Consider the following 16,127-nt stretch of genomic DNA (forward strand, 5'->3'; position numbering starts at 1 on the left):
GTGCCGACCGGGCACGGCCCCGCCCGCCGCTTCGACCAGGGAGGATGGTTCCCGTGCCACGCGGAGAACTACGCATCTACCTCGGGGCCGCTCCCGGCGTCGGCAAGACGTACGCCATGTTGGAGGAGGCCCAGCGGCGGGCCGCGCGCGGCACCGACGTGGTGATCGGCTTCGTGGAGACGCACGGCCGGCAGCACACCGCCGCGATGATCGGCGATCTGGAGCAGGTGCCCCGCCGGACGATGACCTACCGGGGCGCCGAGTTCACCGAGATGGACGTGGACGCGGTGCTGGCCCGCCGGCCGGAGATCGCGGTCGTCGACGAGTTGGCCCACAGCAACGTGCCCGGCTCCCGGCATGACAAGCGCTGGCAGGACGTCCAGGAGCTGCTCGACGCGGGGATCGACGTGCTGTCCACGGTCAACGTGCAGCACCTGGAATCGGTCAACGACGTCGTCGCGCAGATCACCGGCACCACCCAGCGGGAGACCGTGCCGGACGAGATCGTGCGCGCCGCCGAGCAGGTCGAGCTGGTCGACATGACCCCGGAGGCGCTGCGTCGGCGGATGGCGCACGGCAACATCTACCGTCCGGACAAGATCGACGCCGCGCTCGGCAACTACTTCCGGGTCGGCAACCTCACCGCGCTGCGCGAACTGGCGCTGCTCTGGCTTGCCGACAAGGTCGACGAGCAGCTCGACAGGTACCGCAGCCAGCAGGGCATCGCCGCCACCTGGGAGGCCCGCGAACGGGTCGTGGTGGCACTGACCGGCGGCCCGGAGGGTGAGACGCTGATCCGCCGGGCGGCCCGGATCGCGGCCCGCAGCAAGGGCGCCGACCTGCTTGCCGTGCACGTGGCCCGCAGCGACGGCCTGGCCGGCGCCGACCCGGCCCAACTCGCCCGCCAACGGGTGCTCGTGGAGAGCCTCGGCGGCACGTACCACCAGGTGCTCGGCACCGACGTGCCGGCGGCGCTGCTCGACTTCGCCCAGGGCGTGAACGCCACCCAGCTGGTGCTCGGTGCCAGTCGGCGGGGCCGCTTCGCGCAGATCTTCGCCCGGGGCGTCGGGGTGACCACCACCGCGCTCTCCGGAGCGATCGACGTGCACCTGGTCACCCACAAGGAGGCCGGTAGGGGTCGCCGGGCGGCGGCGGTGCCGGCGGCGCTGTCCCGGCGTCGGCGGTTGCTCGGCTTCGGCCTGGCGGTGCTCGGCATGCCGCTGCTCACCCTGCTGCTGAAGACGCTGCCCGATTTGACCCTGACCAACGACATCCTGCTGTTCCTCGCCGGGGTGGTCGGGGTCGCGCTGGTCGGTGGTGTGTGGCCGGCGCTGGTCGCCGCGCTCGGCGGCACCCTGCTGCTCAACTGGTTCTTCACCCCGCCGTACCGGACCCTGACCATCGCCGAGGCCGACAACCTGCTCGCCCTGGCCGTCTTCGTCGCGGTGGCCCTCGCGGTGAGCTGGATCGTCGACGTGGCCGCCCGACGTACCCGGGAGGCCGCCCGCGCCGCCGCCGACGCGCAGACCCTCGCCGCCATCGCCGGCGGCGTGCTGCGCGGCGAACGCCCGCTGCCGGCGCTGCTCGAACAGCTCCGGGAGACGTTCGGGCTGCGCGCGGTGAGCGTGCTGGAGCTGGCCGAGGAGGCCGGTGGCCGTCCCGACCGGGCCCGCGAGGAGCACGCCTGGAACGTGGCGGCCAGCGTCGGCGAGAGCCCACCCTGCACGCCCGAGGGCGGCGAGACGACGGTACCGGTCGACGACCGGATCACCGTCGTGCTCTGCGGCCGGCGGTTGGAGGCCGCCGACCGGCGGATCGTCGAGGCGTTCGCCGCCCAGGCCGCCGTCGCGCTCCGCCAGGAGCGGCTCGCCGAGGAGGCCGCCACCGCCCGGCCACTCGCCGAGGCCGATCGGATGCGTACCGCGCTGCTCGCGGCGGTCAGCCACGACCTGCGTACGCCCCTCGCGTCGGCGAAGGCGGCGGTGACCAGCCTGCGCAGCCACGACATCGAATTCGACGAGGCCGACCGCGAGGAGTTGCTGGAGACCGCCGAGGAGTCGCTCGACCGCCTCGCCCGACTGGTCGCCAACCTGCTCGACATGAGCCGCCTCCAGGCCGGCGCGCTGGGCATCACGTCGACGACCATCGGCCTGGAGGACGCCGTACCCCTGGCCCTGGACGAACTTGGCCCGGCAGCCGCGACCGTCGCCACGGACATCCCGGCCGACCTGCCGGCGGCCACCGCCGACCCGGGCCTGCTGGAACGGGTGCTGGTCAACGTCATCGCCAACGCGCTGCGCTACAGCCCGCCCGACCAGCCGCCCACGATCACCGCCAGCGCGCATGCCGGTGAGGTCGAGCTGCGGATCATCGATCGTGGGCCCGGCATCCCGGAGGACAAGTGGGAGCACGTCTTCCTGCCGTTCCAGCGCCTCGGTGACCGGGACAACCAAACCGGCGTCGGCCTCGGGCTCGCCCTGTCCCGAGGGTTGGCCGAGGCGATGGGTGGCAGCATCACCCCCGAGACCACCCCCGGCGGTGGGCTCACCATGGTGCTGCGGCTGCCCGCCGCCGCCCAGACCAGCCGCAAGGAGCCGCAGGAATGACGCGCATCCTGGTCGTCGACGACGAACCGCAGATCCTGCGGGCTCTGCGGATCAACCTGCGCGCCCGCCGGTACGACGTGGACGTCGCCGCGACCGGGGCCGCCGCGTTGAAGGCCGCCGCCAGCCACCCGCCCGACCTGGTGGTCCTCGACCTCGGCCTGCCCGACATCGACGGTGTGGAGGTGATCCGGGGCCTGCGCGGCTGGACGGCCGTACCGATCATCGTGCTCTCCGGCCGGGCCGGCAGCGAGGACAAGGTCGCGGCGCTCGACGCGGGCGCGGACGACTACGTGACCAAGCCGTTCGGGGTGGAGGAGCTGCTGGCCCGCATCCGCGCGGTGACCCGGCGGCTCGGGGCGCCCAGCGAGGCCGTGCCGGCGCTGCGGATCGGCCGGCACACCGTCGACCTGGCCGACCATCGCGTGTGGCGGGACGACGACACCGAGGTCAAGCTGACCCCCACGCAGTGGAGCGTGCTGGAGAAGCTGCTGCGCCACCCCGGCAAGCTGGTCAGCCAACGCCAGCTCCTGCAGGAGGTGTGGGGGCCGGAGTACCAGAACGAGACCAACTACCTGCGGCAGTACCTGGCCCAGCTCCGCCGCAAGTTGGAGGACGATCCGGCCCGTCCCCGCCACCTCATCACCGAACCGGGCATGGGCTACCGCTACCGCCCCTGACCGTTGACACCCGCACGTGGAGATTGAAGAATTTCGCTAGCAGCGGCAGCGGCGTGCTTCTGTAACCGTCCCCTCCGGTTACCCCTTGGGAGTTCGCCGTGTCCCTGCCCCTGTCCCGTCGCCGGCTGTTGGCCGCCGGCGGCGCCGGCCTCGTCCTGGCCGGCCTGGCCGACCCGTTCCGCGCCGGCCCCGCCCGAGCCGCCGTCACCACCGCCGACCTGGTCGTCTACGGCGCCACGTCCGGCGGGCTGGCCGCCGCGATCACCATGCGCCGACTCGGCGGCACCGCCGTGGTGGTCGAGCCCACGAGCCACGTCGGCGGGCTGAGCACCGCCGGGCTCGGGGCCACCGACACCGGCGTCCAGGCGTCCATCGGCGGGCTGGCCGCCGAGTTCTACCGCCGGGTGTACGTCAAATACCACGGCGGGACGCTCACTCCGACGTCCCCGCTGCGGATGACGTTCGAACCGCACGTCGCCACCGCCGTGTTCGCCGAGATGCTGGCCGAGGCGGGCGTCCCGGTGGTCGTCGGGGCCCGGCTGTCCAGCCTCGGCCGTACCGGCAACCGGATCACCGAGCTGCGCACCGAGGACGGCTCGGTCTACGCGGGTGGCGTGTTCGTCGACGCCACCTACGAGGGTGACCTGCTCGCCATGGCCGGGGTGGGGTTCACCGTCGGGCGGGAGTCCAACGACACCTACGGCGAGACGATCAACGGGGTGCAGTCCCGCAGCACCCACCAGTTCGCCTACCCCATCGACCCGTACGTGACGGCCGGCTCGCCGGCCAGCGGTCTGCTGCCGGGCATCTCCTCCACCCCGCTCGCCCCGCAGGGCAGCGGCGACGACCGCATCCAGGCGTACTGCTTCCGGATGTGCCTGACCCAGGCGGCCAACCGTATCCCGTTCGCCAGACCGTCCGGCTACGACCCGATCCGGTACGAGCTGCTGCTACGCCACATCCAGGCCGGCTACACCGGGCCGTACTTCACCACCGGATCGATCGGCGGCGGCAAGACCGACTCCAACAACAACGGCGCGGTCTCCACCGACGACATCGGCTTCAACTACGCGTACCCGACCGCGAGTTGGACCGTCCGGGAGAGCATCATCGCCGAGCACCGCACGTACCAGCAGGGACTGATGTGGTTCCTCGCCAACGACTCCCGGCTGCCGGCGACCGTGCGCGAGTCCACCGCCCGGTGGGGGCTGCCCGTCGACGAGTTCACCGGCACGGGTGGCTGGCCACCGCTGCTCTACATCCGCGAGGCCCGCCGGATGGTCTCCGCGTACGTGATGACCGAGGCCGACTGCCGGGGACGGACGCGGGCCACCGACTCGGTGGGCCTGGCCAGCTACACGATGGACTCGCACAACTGCCAGCGGGTGGTGGTCGACGGCCGGGTCCGGAACGAGGGGGACGTGCAGATCAGCGTCCCGCAGCCGTACCCGGTGAGCTACCGCGCGATCGTCCCGCACCAGAACCAGTGCGCCAACCTGCTCGTGCCCGTGTGCCTGTCGGCCAGCCACATCGCGTACGGCTCGATCCGGATGGAGCCCGTGTTCATGATCCTCGGGCAGGCGGCGGCCACCGCGGCGTCGTTGGCGCTCTCCGGCGACCTCGCCGTGCAGGCCGTCTCCGTACCCGCTCTCCAGGCCCGGCTGCGCCAGGACGGCGCGGTGCTCGACTGGGGAACGCCCGGCGAGGTGATCCTGGACAACGCGGCGACCAGCGGGATCACCCGGGCCGGGACGTGGCTGCGCAGCACCAGCATCGGCGGCTACTACGGCGCGGACTACGAGCACGACGGCAACGCCGCCAAGGGCGTCAACCGGCTGCGGTTCCGCCCGACGCTGCCCACCGGCGGCTCGTGGACCGTGCACCTGCGCTGGACCGCAGACCCGAACCGGGCGACGAACGTGCCGGTGGACATCGCGTACTCCGGTGGGGTGACCACCCGGACCGTCGACCAGCGGCAGTCCGGCGGCCAGTGGGTGTCGATGGGCACCTATTTGTTCACCGCGGGCAGCGACGGGAGCGTGCTGATCCGCACGGAGGACACCGACGGCTACGTGGTCGCCGACGCCGTGCGCTTCGTACCGGCGTGAACGGGCGCGTCTCCGCTCAGTACTCGACGCCGACCAGCCCTTCGGAGACGGTCCACAGCCGGGCCGCGTCGTCCGTACTGCGGGCCGCACGGTAGACGGTCAACTCGGTTGGCGCGCCGGTGAACTGCCCCAGGCCGTCCGGCCCGTAGAACCGGCCGCCCTGCGCCCGTTCGCTGGTGGCCGCGTAGAGGGCGGGCCGCAGGCCGGCGTCCACCGACTGCACCAGGACGCCCCAGCGGGCCAGCCGGCTCATCAGGGCGTGGTGCGGCGAGGGCCGGCTGCGGCCCAGGTTCGGCCCGGACGCGTACAGGTTGGTCATCGTGGTGCCGGGGTGCGCCACGTTGCTGGTGACGCCCCAACCGCCGACCCGACTACGCCTGTCGAGTTCCAGCCCGAAGAGCAGCGTGGCCAGCTTGGAGGCGTTGTACGCGCGGACCGCCCCGTACCGCCGGGTGCTCTGCAGGTCGTCCCAGTCCAGCCTGCCGGAGCGGGCGGCGCTGCTCGACATGGTGGTGACCCGGGCCCGTCCGGCCCGCAGCAGCGGCAGCAACCGTCCGGTCAGCGCGAAGTGGCCGAGGTGGTTGGTGCCGAACTGCAGCTCGAAGCCGTCGGCGGTGACGTGTCGGGTGGGTGGCGCCATCACACCGGCGTTGTTGATCAAGAGGTGGATCGGTCGCCCCTCGCCGAGCAGTGTGTCGGCCAGTGCGGCCACCGAGTCCAGCGAGGCGAGGTCCAGCTGCCGGGTCGACACGGTGGCGCCCGGCGCGGCGGCCCGGACGGCGTCCAACGCGGCGTCACCCTTGGCCGGGTTGCGGACCGGCAGCACCACCTCCGCTCCGGCGCGGGCCAGCCGCTTCGCCAGGGCGAGCCCCAGCCCGTCGCTGCCGCCGGTCACCACGGCGAGCTTCCCGGTCAGGTCCCCAACGGTCTCATCGAGCACGACAACCTCCACGTCGCGGCGTCATCATCGGTCGCCGACAACACTGGGCCGGATCGCGGCCGGTATTCAGGGTGACCTCGTCCAGGGATCGCCGGTCCCTGGCTGGCGGACCAGTGCCCAGACAGGGCGAGTAACGTTCCGAACGGACCAAGATCGGCGTACGAGGAGGCTCGGTGCAGACGACGACGGTGGACATCCCGACCAGCGACGGAACGGCGGACGCGAGCCTGACCCGGCCCGACGGTGACGGCCCGTTCCCGGCCGTGCTCCTCTTCATGGACGCCTTCGGCCCCCGGCCCCGACTGGTGGAGATGGCCGAGCGGATCGCCGAGCGCGGTTACCTGGTGCTCACGCCCCACCTGTTCTACCGGGCCGGCCGGGCGCCGCTGTTCGACCTGTCCCGGCTCGGTGAGGCTGACCAGCGAGGGGCCCTCTTCGAGAAGATCGTCCCGCTGATCGGGGCGCTGACGCCCGATGTGATCAGCCGGGACAGCGCCGCGTACCTGGACTTCCTGGCCGCCCGCGACGACGTCCGGCCGGGCCCGGTCGTGATCACCGGTTACTGCATGGGCGGTACGAACGCGCTGCGGGCCATCGAGGCGCACCCGGACCGCATCGCGGCCGTCGCCAGCTTCCACGCCGGGCGGGTCGTCACCGACGCGCCGGACAGCCCGCACCTGGGCGTCGGCTCGATCACCGGCGAGCTGTACTTCGGGCACGCCGACGCGGACCAGTCCATGACGCCCGAGCAGATCGCCACCCTGGAGAAGGCGCTCGACGCCGCCGGGGTGCGCTACCGCTCCGAGGTGTACGAGGGCGCGCACCACGGCTTCACGATGGCCGACACCCCGATGTACCACGAGCAGGGCACCGAGCGGCACTGGGCGGCCCTCTTCGATCTGCTGGACCGTGTCCTGCCGGTGCGCTGAGGCGGGCGGCGCGCAGGTCAGCCGAGGCCGCCCTGCGCGTCACGCGGCCGGCCGGGCGTACGCGTGGTGACGCTGAACCGCCCGTCGGCCTCCATCCGCACCTCGCGGACCTGGTCGAGGTCGACGACGCCCTGCTCGCGCAGCAGGGTGTGCAACTCCTCGTCGGTGATCAGCTCCCGGCGCATGTTCTCCCGCACGATCCGCCCGTCCCGCACCAGCACCAGCGACCCGGGCCGGATCAGCCGGGCGGCGGCCGGCCAGCGGTACGCGACGGCGTTCAGCAGGTACGACCAGCCGATGATCACCCCGACCAGCAGCACTCCGTCGGTCACCGAACGGTAGCCGCCGGACATGCCGTTCTGGGCGGCGTCGGCGAGCAGCACGATGACCAGCAGGTCGGTGACGCCGGTGGTGCCGCTCTCCCGTTTGAGGATGACCCGCAGGAGGATGAACAGCGCGAGGTACATGACGCTGCCCCGAACCACGATCTCCACCAACGGGGTGTCCGGGACGAACAGCTCATGCCAGTCGGCCACCTGACGGGCTACCCGCCGCCTGCGTAGCCATGCCTACCCGGTCAGGGGCGCAGCAGCACCGGGCCGGCGTCGATCCTCACCCGGAACAGCGCGTACGGCTTGCGTCGCAGGTCCCGGCCCCGCTGGTACTGCGGCTGCCGGTGCAGCTGGTTCGCGGTCACGTAGAGGTGCCCGTCGGCGGCCACCGACATGGTGTCCGGCCACAGCAGGCGCGGGTCGTGTACGAAGGTCTCGTACTCGCCGTCCGGCAGCCGCCGCAGCACGGCGTTGTGCTCGTACGAGGTGAAGTAGAGCCGCCCCTTGTCGTCGGACTCCAAGCCGTCCGACCCGGTGCCCTTGTCCCCCTCGTCGACGACGGTCGCCGCGACCGCCGCCTGCGTCACCGACGGGTCGGCCAACGCCTCCGCCGAGACGCTGTGCAGGTGCCGGGACAGCAGCGGGGAGTAGTACAGCCGCTCGCCGTCGGCCGAGATGGCGATGCCGTCGGAACCCATCGCCAGCGGCTTCGCCGGGCCGTCCGGCGGGCGGTTCATGAGCGGACGACCCTCGACGAAGGGGCGGAAGGTCGTCACCGGGTCCGCCTTCGTGGACGGGTGATCGTGCAGCCGCCGCCAGGAGGCGCCGCTGGCCAGGTCCACCACGATGATCCCGTTCGGTCCGGAGTCCGTCGAGTCGGTGAGGTAGGCGACCCCGGCCTCGCCCCGACGCAGATCGAAGCGGACGTCGTTGAGGTACGTCGTCGGCGGCGCCACGTCCTGCGGGAAGGTGATCACCTGGGCCACGGTGTCGCTGTCCAGGTCGATCCGGACCAGCTTCGGCCCACCCGGCTTCGTGGGCTGGAGCTTCGGGCTGCCGGTGTCCACCACCCAGAGCCGGTCCGCCGGGTCCACCACGATGCTCTGCACCGACACGAACGCGCCCGCGTCGTCGACGCCCGACGGGCTGTTCCACGCCTCGTCGGGGAAGGGCACCTCCTTGCCGTCCCGCAGCTCGACCACGCCGGCCGGCGGGTCGTCACCCCACTGCGGGAAGTTGACGAAGATCCGGCCCTGGTGCGAGACGCTCACACCGGTCGGCATCGGGCCGGTGAAGGTGTGCACCAACTCCAGCTCGCCAACCGGCTCGTCGCCGACCGGCCCGTTCATGACGCGCGCTTCACGGTGCTCATCGTCCAGCCCCTTGTCGGTCGACTCACTGCCACTTCCGACGCGGCTATTCCCGCCCCGGCGTCCGATATGCCTCTGCCGCTCGCCGCGGTCCGGCGTGGGTCGTCGGTGGCCGCCCGACGTCGGGTCAGACCGGTTCGGCGTGGGTCGTCGGTGGCCGTCCGACGTCGGGTCAGACCGGCTGGGCGGGGGAGACGGGTAGGCCGGGGACGGGGATGTCGACCGCGAGCAGCGCGCCGTCCGTCGGGCCGGCCGACGTGAGGCCGACCGAGGCGGTGCCGATGAAGAGACGCCGCAGGTCGGCGCCGCCGAGGCAGATGCCGGCCGGCTGGGCCGCCGGAAGCTGGATCTCCCGGTCCAGGCTGCCGTCCGGTCGGTAGCGGCGGACCGACGAGCCACCCCACAGCGCGACCCAGAGGTGACCCGCCGCGTCGAGCGTCATCCCGTCCGGGCTGCCCTCGCCCGGCGAGAGCCGCACGAACGGCGTCCGCCCGTGCAGGTCACCGGTGACCGGGTCGACGGCGAACCGGTCGATCTCGCCACGCGGCGTGTCCGCGAGGTACATGGTGGTGCCGGCGGCGTCGAACGCCGGTCCGTTCGGGATGGACATGCCGGTCACCGCGGGCACCGGCGTCGCGCCGGGAGTCAGCCGGAACAGCGTGCCGCCGCCGGGCGTCTGCGCGTACGTCATGCTGCCGGCCCAGAAGCGGCCGTGCGGGTCGGCGACCGCATCATTCATCCGGGTCGGCTCGGGCGCGTCGGCGACCAGGTCGGCGACCGGCCGGGGAGCGCCGGCAGCGGGCAGAACGGCGACGCCGGTGCCGGCGGTGGCGAGCCACTCGCCGGGCCGGTCGGCCACCGGGGCGACCGCGCCGAGCGGGACGTCGAGCCGGCGCAGCTCCTTCAGCGGGGCGGGCCGGTCGCCGTCGGTCTCCAGCAGACGCCCGGCCAGCAGGTCGACCAGGACCAGCCGGTCGTCGACCCAGCGCAACCCCTCGCCCAGCTCCAACCGCTCCGCGTTCCAGACGGTCGGTTCGGTCAGCTCCATCGTTCCTCCTGCGGTTTCCCGGCGGTGGCAGGGGTCCGTGCCGTTGCGCGGACCGTACCGCGCCCCCACGCCATCCACGCGCCCACGCCGGCTCAGGCCGGGACCAGCTCCCGGCAGCGACGCAGCGCGGCGAGAGCGAGCGGCGCGTCCCTGCCCGCGATACCGGCCTCCAGTTCGGCGACCGCCCCAGCCGCGCGGGCCGGATCACCCGCCGTCACGGCCGCCTCGGCCAGCACCAGTACGGCATCGGCGGCCCACGCCAGGATGCCCTTGGCCCGCACCAGTGTCAGCGCCTCGGTCGCGTGCCGCACTGCCTCGTCCGGCCGCCCGCGCAGGACCAACCGAGCCAGCGCCGAGAGCGCCTGCACCAGCGGCCAGATCGCGCCGACCCGCCGCGCGTCCGTCACCACCAGACGCAGCGCGCCGTCGGCCGCCCGTACCTCGTCGTCGTCGCTGGCGCTGCGGGCCAGCACGGTGGCCAGGTCGGCCCGCGCGTCGAGCAGGGTCACCGGCATCCGCTCCGCGCTGACCACCAGTCGGGACAGCCGTTCGGCCAACCCGTCGAACCGCCCGGCGGCCCGGTCCAGCGACAGCTCGGTCGCCTCCACGAGGGAGGCGAGCCGCTGGTAACCGGTCTCCTCGACCAGCTCGCGGCCATCCGCAAGAAGCGCCGTGGCCCGGGACAGGTGCCCGGCGTGCAGCGCGCCCTGCGCCCAGTTCAGGCAGGCCCGCGCGTGTTCGCGGGGTCGGTCGACCAGGTCGGCGGAGCCGCGCAGCTCCTCGACGATCGCCCACGCGCCCGGGTCGCCCAGCTCCAGCAGCAGCGAGGCGCGGGCGATGCGTACCGCGAGGTGCGCCGCCGGGTCCCGGCTGGCGACCGCGGCGGCCTCCGCCTCCGTGCACCGTGCCAGGTGGTCGTCGACGTGCCGTCCGACCACCGTGTCGGGGGCCGCCAGCACCGCGAGGGCCGGGGCCCGGCGGCGCGGTGCCCGCAGGTACGGCACGGCTCGTTCGATCTCGGTGTACCCGCGCAGCGCCTCGCCCTGCTGACGCAGCATCCGGCCGAGCACCAGACCCAGTTCACCCCGGGTGCCGGGCGGCAGCCGGCGGTCGGCCAACAGCCGTTCCAGGACCGGGATCGCGGTCGCCTGGCTGAGCCCGTCGATGGCCGACCGGCCGAGTTTGCCGGCCAGCCGCGCCCGTACCGGTCGGGGCAGCTCGGCGACGTCCATCGTCTGGAGCAGGAAGTCGGCGGCGGTCGCGTCGTCGCCGCGCTCGGTGGCCAGGTCGGCGGCGGCTTCGGCGTTGCGGACGAAGTCGGCGCCGCTACCCGCCAGCCGGTAGTGGTGGGCGAGCTGGGCGACGGGGCGGGGCAACTCCTGTTCCAGCACCCGGGCGACGCGCAGGTGCAACCACTCCCGGGTCTCCCGGGGCACCAGGTGGTACACGATCTGGCGGGCCAGGTCATGACGGAACCGCAACCCCTCGCCGTCGTCGTGCAGCACCCCGGCCCGGTGCGCGGCGGCCAGCGCCGCGGCCACGGTCGCCCGGTCCGCAGCGAGCGCTGCGGCGAGGACACGCTGATCGGGCGCCCGGCCCAGCACGGCGGCGGCGCCGAGCACCTCACGGGTGGCGTCGTCGAGCGGGCGTAGTCGCCAGAGCAGCACATCCTGTAGGACGAACGGCACGCTGTCGTCGGCCAGGGGGTCGCCGCCGCGCTCGGCGAGCGTCCGCAGCACCTCCTCCACCACGAACGGGATGCCGGCGGTGCGGTCGAGCAGGGTGGCGGTGAGCCGGGGCGACGGCTCGTCCAACCGCAGGGTCCGGGCGGCCAGTCGACGCACGTCGTCGGCGTCGAGAGGACCCAGCGGAACGCGGGTGACCGCCCGGGGCGTACGCGAGAGCACGTCGTGGATCGGTGTGCTGCCACCCGGCGGCGGCGTGCGGGCCGTGAGCAGCACGGCCAGACCGTCCACCGGGCGGGCGCCGAGGTAGCCGAGGAATTCGCAGGTCGCCGGGTCGGCCCAGTGCAGGTCCTCGAGCAGCAGCGTGGCCGGGCTCAGCGCGGCCAGCACCGCGGCGGCGGCCCGCAGCAGGCGGTGCCGTTCGGCCGCCGGGTCGGCCAACGGTGGCGGCGCGGCGGGCAGCGCGTCGGCCAGTTCGGGCAGGAGCGGCGCCAGGGCGCCCGCCACCGGGTTGAGGGTGTCGACCGGTCCGAGCCGGTCCGCGCCCGCTCGGATGGCATCCAGCAGGACGCCGAAGGGAAAGGGCTCCGGTACGTCGTCGCACTCGCCGACCAGGTGCGGTCCGTCAAGTGTGGCGAGGAGTTCGGTGACCAGCCGGCTCTTGCCGATTCCGGGCTCGCCTTCGAGCAGGACCAGGCACGGCGGGGCCTCGACGAGGCGGCGTAGCTGGGCCAGTTCGGCTTCGCGTCCGACGAAGTCGACGGGTCCGCGCAGGCGTGCGGGGCGAACGAAGGTGGAACCCCCGCCGCCCCGCGCCGTGTTGTCGTCGCCGCCGCTCACCGTGGGGCGAGCAGATCATCCGTGCGTGGGCGGTCGGCCGCCCGGCGGGCCGGTGGTGACCCAGGTCACGCACCGGCCGCCGGGCCGTCGCCGAGGTCAGGATTGGACGGTGACCGGCACGGTCTTGAGCGACCCGTCGCCGTTGCGGAACTCCAGTACCCCGATGTAACGCCGCCCCGGCAGGAGCCCCGACCAGCGGAGGGTGAGCTTCGCCGTCGCGCCCGGCTGCACGGTGCGCTGCTCCGGGTCGATGGTGGACCGGCCGGTCGAGGTGCCCGGCGCGCCCGGCAGGTAGCTGGTGATGGTGTACGCGTTGGTCTCGTCCGCGATGTTCTCGGTGAACTCCTGCTCCACGACCACGATGTAGTCGCCGGCACCGTCCGGGAGCGTCACCTTGGCACCGTCACGGCCGCTGGCCGTGGCGGTGACGAACTTCCCGTCCTTGTCGTAGACGTTGAGGCTGAACTCCGTGCACTCCATCACCCCCTCCTCGTCGTCCCAGTCGATGTGGGAGCAGGTGGGCCGCGCCGAGGTCACCTGCACGAGTGGACTGCGGGTGCCGGACGGCACGTGCAGGGTGGTCCTGCTGATCGAGGCGGGCAGCGGGACCGGAAGGTTGTCCGACGTGCTCCAGTCCCAGCTCGGCCCGTCGCCCTTGAGGGTCACCGCGGTGCCGGTGCCCGAGGTCAGGCCGGAGAGCTGGGAGATCAGCTTGCCCTTGTAGCCGACCTCGGCGGCGATCGAAACGCTGCCGGAGGTCCCCTTGCCGACGACGGCGTCGGGGGCGACCAGCCCCGAGTTGTGCACGATCACCGGGGTGCGTACGCGGTGCTTGAACTGGTCGCTCCAGGTGAGCGAGCCGTCGGCCCAGGTGTCGAACGGGCCGCCGGTGTTGGTGACCTCCACGCTGAAGCGGGCGGACTTACCGGGACGGATCTGCATCTTCGCCGGGGTGACCTTGACCTTGTAACCCGGCGGGGCCTGCACCGAGGAGGAGTAGGTGCTGGTCTTGTCGCCGACGTTGGTGACGGTCCGGGTGACCGTCTGCTTGCCCACCATCCGGCCGAACGCGATCGACGGGTAGTTGAGCTGCGCGGTGTCGATGGCGCCCGTGGTGTCGCAGCCCTCCAGGTCGCCGAGGCCGAAGTCGCCGCCACGGTCGGCGGAGACCCCGCAGAGGTACCTGATCCAGTCCCGCTGGTCGGAGTCGTACACCAGGCCTGGGTCGAAGGCGCCGCCCGGCTTGACCTGACCGGCCCCGTAGTTGAGCGGGGTGGCGTCCCGGGTGCCGATCTTGATCGGGTTGCCCTTGTCGGTCTTGTCCGTGGCGCTGGTCATCAGCGCCGAGCGGACCGCCGCCGGCGACCAGTCGGGGTGCTTGGCCAGGAGCAGAGCGGCGATACCGGCGATGTGCGGCGCCGCCATCGAGGTGCCGGACTCCAGCGCGAAGTCCTCCCCGCCGATGGACGGCGAGAACGCCGCCACGATGTCCTGGCCGGGAGCGCTGATGTCCGGCTTGAGCAACTCGCCGGCGTTCAGGTTCGACGGTCCCGCCGACGAGAACGCGGCGACCGAGGGCGCTTCGACGATCTCCAACTTGGCCGGCGAGATGGTCGCCGTGGGGTTGCCCTTGGCGACGTACGCGGTGACCGTGGCCAGGTCCACCTCGTTGATGTGCACGGTCGGGACCGTCTGGACGTCGGCGTTGAGGGAGTTCAGCTCGTCGTTGTAGAGCACCATCCCGATGCCGCCGGCCCGGGCCACCTCGACGCTCTTGTCGGTACGCGGGATCTCGCCGCGCAGGCAGAGCACGATCGCGCCCTTGACCTTTGCCGGGTCCAGCGTGTCGTCGGCGCAGAGACCCGCGCCGTACGCGCCGTCCGGGTCGAGCGCGCTGTCCCGCGCGAAGACCAGCCGCGCCGGCCCGACACCGGTGTCACCCAGGCCCGCCCCGGTGATCCGGGTGCCGTCGCCGAGGGTGAGCGTCCGGTTGTTCTGCCGGTCGGTGGTGCTCGCGGCCACCGTGGTCACCCACGGCGTCGAGTTGTCGACCGTGTTGGGGTACGGGCCGGAGTTGCCGGCGGCGGCCGCCACGAACACCCCGGCGGCCGCCGCGTTGAAGAACGCCGCGTCGACCGCGCCGAACTGCTCGCTGTCGTCACCGATCGAGTAGTTGATCACGTCCACGCCGTCGGCGACCGCGTCGTCGATCGCGTGCACGATGTCGATGTCCGTACCGGACGCCGAGCCGGCGCCGTTGTCGTACAGCGCCTTGTAGATCGCCAGCCGGGCGGCCGGCGCCATGCCGGAGATCATGCCGAGGTCGCGGCCGCCCTGCGTCGCCCGTACGCCGTGGTTACCGGCGGCGGTGCTGGCGGTGTGGGTGCCGTGACCGTTGCGGTCCCGGGGCGATGCGTAGTCGTCCGGGAACGCGTCGGCGATGCCGCTGTCGTTGTACCAGCGCGCACCGATCACCTTGTTGTTGCAGGTGACCGGTGCCTCGACGCCGACATCACAGGTGCCCTTCCACTTGGCGTCGATGATCGCCTGGTCCGGCCGGGGCGTGGGCAACGCCGCGAAGCTCGCGCTCTCCGGCCAGTACCCGCTGTCGATGACGCCGACGATGACGCCCTCACCGGCGCGCGACTCCCCGCCGAACTCCTGCTTCCACACCCCACCCTTCCCGGTGAGGCCGAGGTAGTCGGGTGTGTGCGAGGTGGCTGCGTGCACCGTGCGGCTCTCGTACACCGCCCGCACGCCGCGCGTCGCGCGCAACCGGGCCGCCTGCGGTCCGGTCAGGTCCGCGGCGAAGCCGTTGAACGCGGTCTCCAGGGTGACCCGGGTGCGGTCGGCCGGCACGCCGACGCCGGCCAGGACGGCCGAGCGCTGCTGCCGTAGGTGCTCGCGGTAGGCGTTGGCGCTGCCGGAGGTGCGGTTCAGCTTGCCGCCGGGAGCCGGCTTCGTCGCCGCGATCCCCGGAACCCCACCGGTGTACGTCGCCAGCGGCTCCTCGGCGAGCTGGACCAGGTAACGGGCCGTCGGGCCGCTGCTGGTCGGGGCGGCGGTGGCGCTACCGGGCAGACTGGTCAGGCCGGCCGCGGTCAGCGCCACGGCGGCCAGCATGCCGACGCCGCGTCTGGTCCGTCCGGGCCGATGTGTGATCGGTTGTGGCACGTCGTTGCCTCCACGTTCGGTGCCGGCCGTCACGACTGATGACGGTGGCCGAAACGTAGGATCGGCGCCGATCTTCCAGAAGCCTTCGTAACCTCGCTGTCATCTTGGAAACAAGCTCGTAACGTAACGGGTACTTTGCGCGTCATTTCCGACGGCGCTTCCGCTGCTGCTGCCGCTGCTTCCGCTTCCGCTGGTCGTGCTCGTGCCGGGCGCTGCCTGTGTTCGTGCTCGCGCCGGATGCCTGTGTGCGTGCCCGTGCCCGTGCGTGCCCGTGCCCGTGCGTGCCCGTGCCCGTGCGTGCCCGTTCCCGTGCGTGCCCGTTCCCGTGCGTGCCCGTTCCCGTGCGTGCCCGTGCCCGTGCGTGCCCGTTCCCGTGCCCGTGCGTGCCCGTGCCGTCTCCGCGCATCCCGCAAACTGT

Annotated in this window: 10 protein-coding genes; 4 read left to right on the top strand and 6 right to left on the bottom strand. The window is 72.8% G+C overall.

Going from position 1 to position 16,127, the window contains the following annotated elements; genetic code table 11:
* Window positions 1-53: 53 nt before the first annotated feature.
* The 3 genes from ACQP0N_RS03055 (at window position 54) to ACQP0N_RS03065 (ending at window position 5,391) form a co-directional block, all read left to right on the top strand.
* Window positions 54-2,606, top strand: a complete 2,553-nt coding sequence (locus tag ACQP0N_RS03055; protein ID WP_433117382.1) for a DUF4118 domain-containing protein — start codon at window positions 54-56, stop codon at window positions 2,604-2,606.
* A complete protein-coding gene (locus ACQP0N_RS03060; RefSeq protein WP_355049118.1) occupies window positions 2,603-3,283 on the top strand; it encodes a response regulator in 681 nt (226 codons plus the stop codon). Before ACQP0N_RS03055 ends, ACQP0N_RS03060 begins: the two co-directional genes overlap by 4 nt.
* Before the next feature lie 98 nt (window positions 3,284-3,381).
* Window positions 3,382-5,391 carry an FAD-dependent oxidoreductase gene (locus ACQP0N_RS03065; RefSeq protein WP_433117384.1) on the top strand — a complete coding sequence of 670 codons (2,010 nt, stop codon included), beginning with the start codon at window positions 3,382-3,384 and terminating at the stop codon, window positions 5,389-5,391.
* 16 nt (window positions 5,392-5,407) lie between these two features.
* Here ACQP0N_RS03065 and ACQP0N_RS03070 read toward each other — a convergent pair whose 3' ends face one another.
* Window positions 5,408-6,331, bottom strand: a complete 924-nt coding sequence (locus ACQP0N_RS03070; RefSeq protein WP_433117386.1) for an SDR family oxidoreductase — start codon at window positions 6,329-6,331, stop codon at window positions 5,408-5,410.
* Between the two features lie 173 nt (window positions 6,332-6,504).
* On the opposite strand from ACQP0N_RS03070, the gene ACQP0N_RS03075 reads away from it, so the two are divergent.
* Entirely contained in the window at window positions 6,505-7,260 is a 756-nt protein-coding gene (locus tag ACQP0N_RS03075; protein WP_433117388.1) for a dienelactone hydrolase family protein, read from the top strand.
* Between the two features lie 17 nt (window positions 7,261-7,277).
* On the opposite strand, the gene ACQP0N_RS03080 is transcribed toward ACQP0N_RS03075, so the two are convergent.
* The 5 genes from ACQP0N_RS03080 to ACQP0N_RS03100 all read right to left on the bottom strand — a co-directional run bounded on the left by ACQP0N_RS03080 (window position 7,278) and on the right by ACQP0N_RS03100 (window position 15,646).
* On the bottom strand, window positions 7,278-7,796 hold the full coding sequence (locus ACQP0N_RS03080; RefSeq protein WP_433117389.1) for a DUF421 domain-containing protein: 519 nt from the start codon (window positions 7,794-7,796) through the stop codon (window positions 7,278-7,280).
* Between the two features lie 41 nt (window positions 7,797-7,837).
* Window positions 7,838-8,941: an L-dopachrome tautomerase-related protein gene (locus tag ACQP0N_RS03085; protein ID WP_433117391.1), complete on the bottom strand. Its 1,104-nt coding sequence runs from the start codon at window positions 8,939-8,941 to the stop codon at window positions 7,838-7,840.
* A gap of 193 nt (window positions 8,942-9,134) precedes the next feature.
* Window positions 9,135-10,010: an SMP-30/gluconolactonase/LRE family protein gene (locus ACQP0N_RS03090; RefSeq protein WP_433117393.1), complete on the bottom strand. Its 876-nt coding sequence runs from the start codon at window positions 10,008-10,010 to the stop codon at window positions 9,135-9,137.
* Window positions 10,011-10,102: 92 nt separating this feature from the next.
* Window positions 10,103-12,535 (bottom strand): ATP-binding protein, encoded by a 2,433-nt coding sequence (locus ACQP0N_RS03095; protein ID WP_433117395.1) that lies wholly within the window; start codon window positions 12,533-12,535, stop codon window positions 10,103-10,105.
* A gap of 96 nt (window positions 12,536-12,631) precedes the next feature.
* Complete coding sequence (locus ACQP0N_RS03100; RefSeq protein WP_433117397.1) at window positions 12,632-15,646, bottom strand: S8 family serine peptidase; 3,015 nt, start codon at window positions 15,644-15,646, stop codon at window positions 12,632-12,634.
* Window positions 15,647-16,127: the final 481 nt, after the last annotated feature.

Source organism: Micromonospora sp. CA-246542, assembly GCF_050942905.1.
GTDB lineage: Bacteria > Actinomycetota > Actinomycetes > Mycobacteriales > Micromonosporaceae > Micromonospora.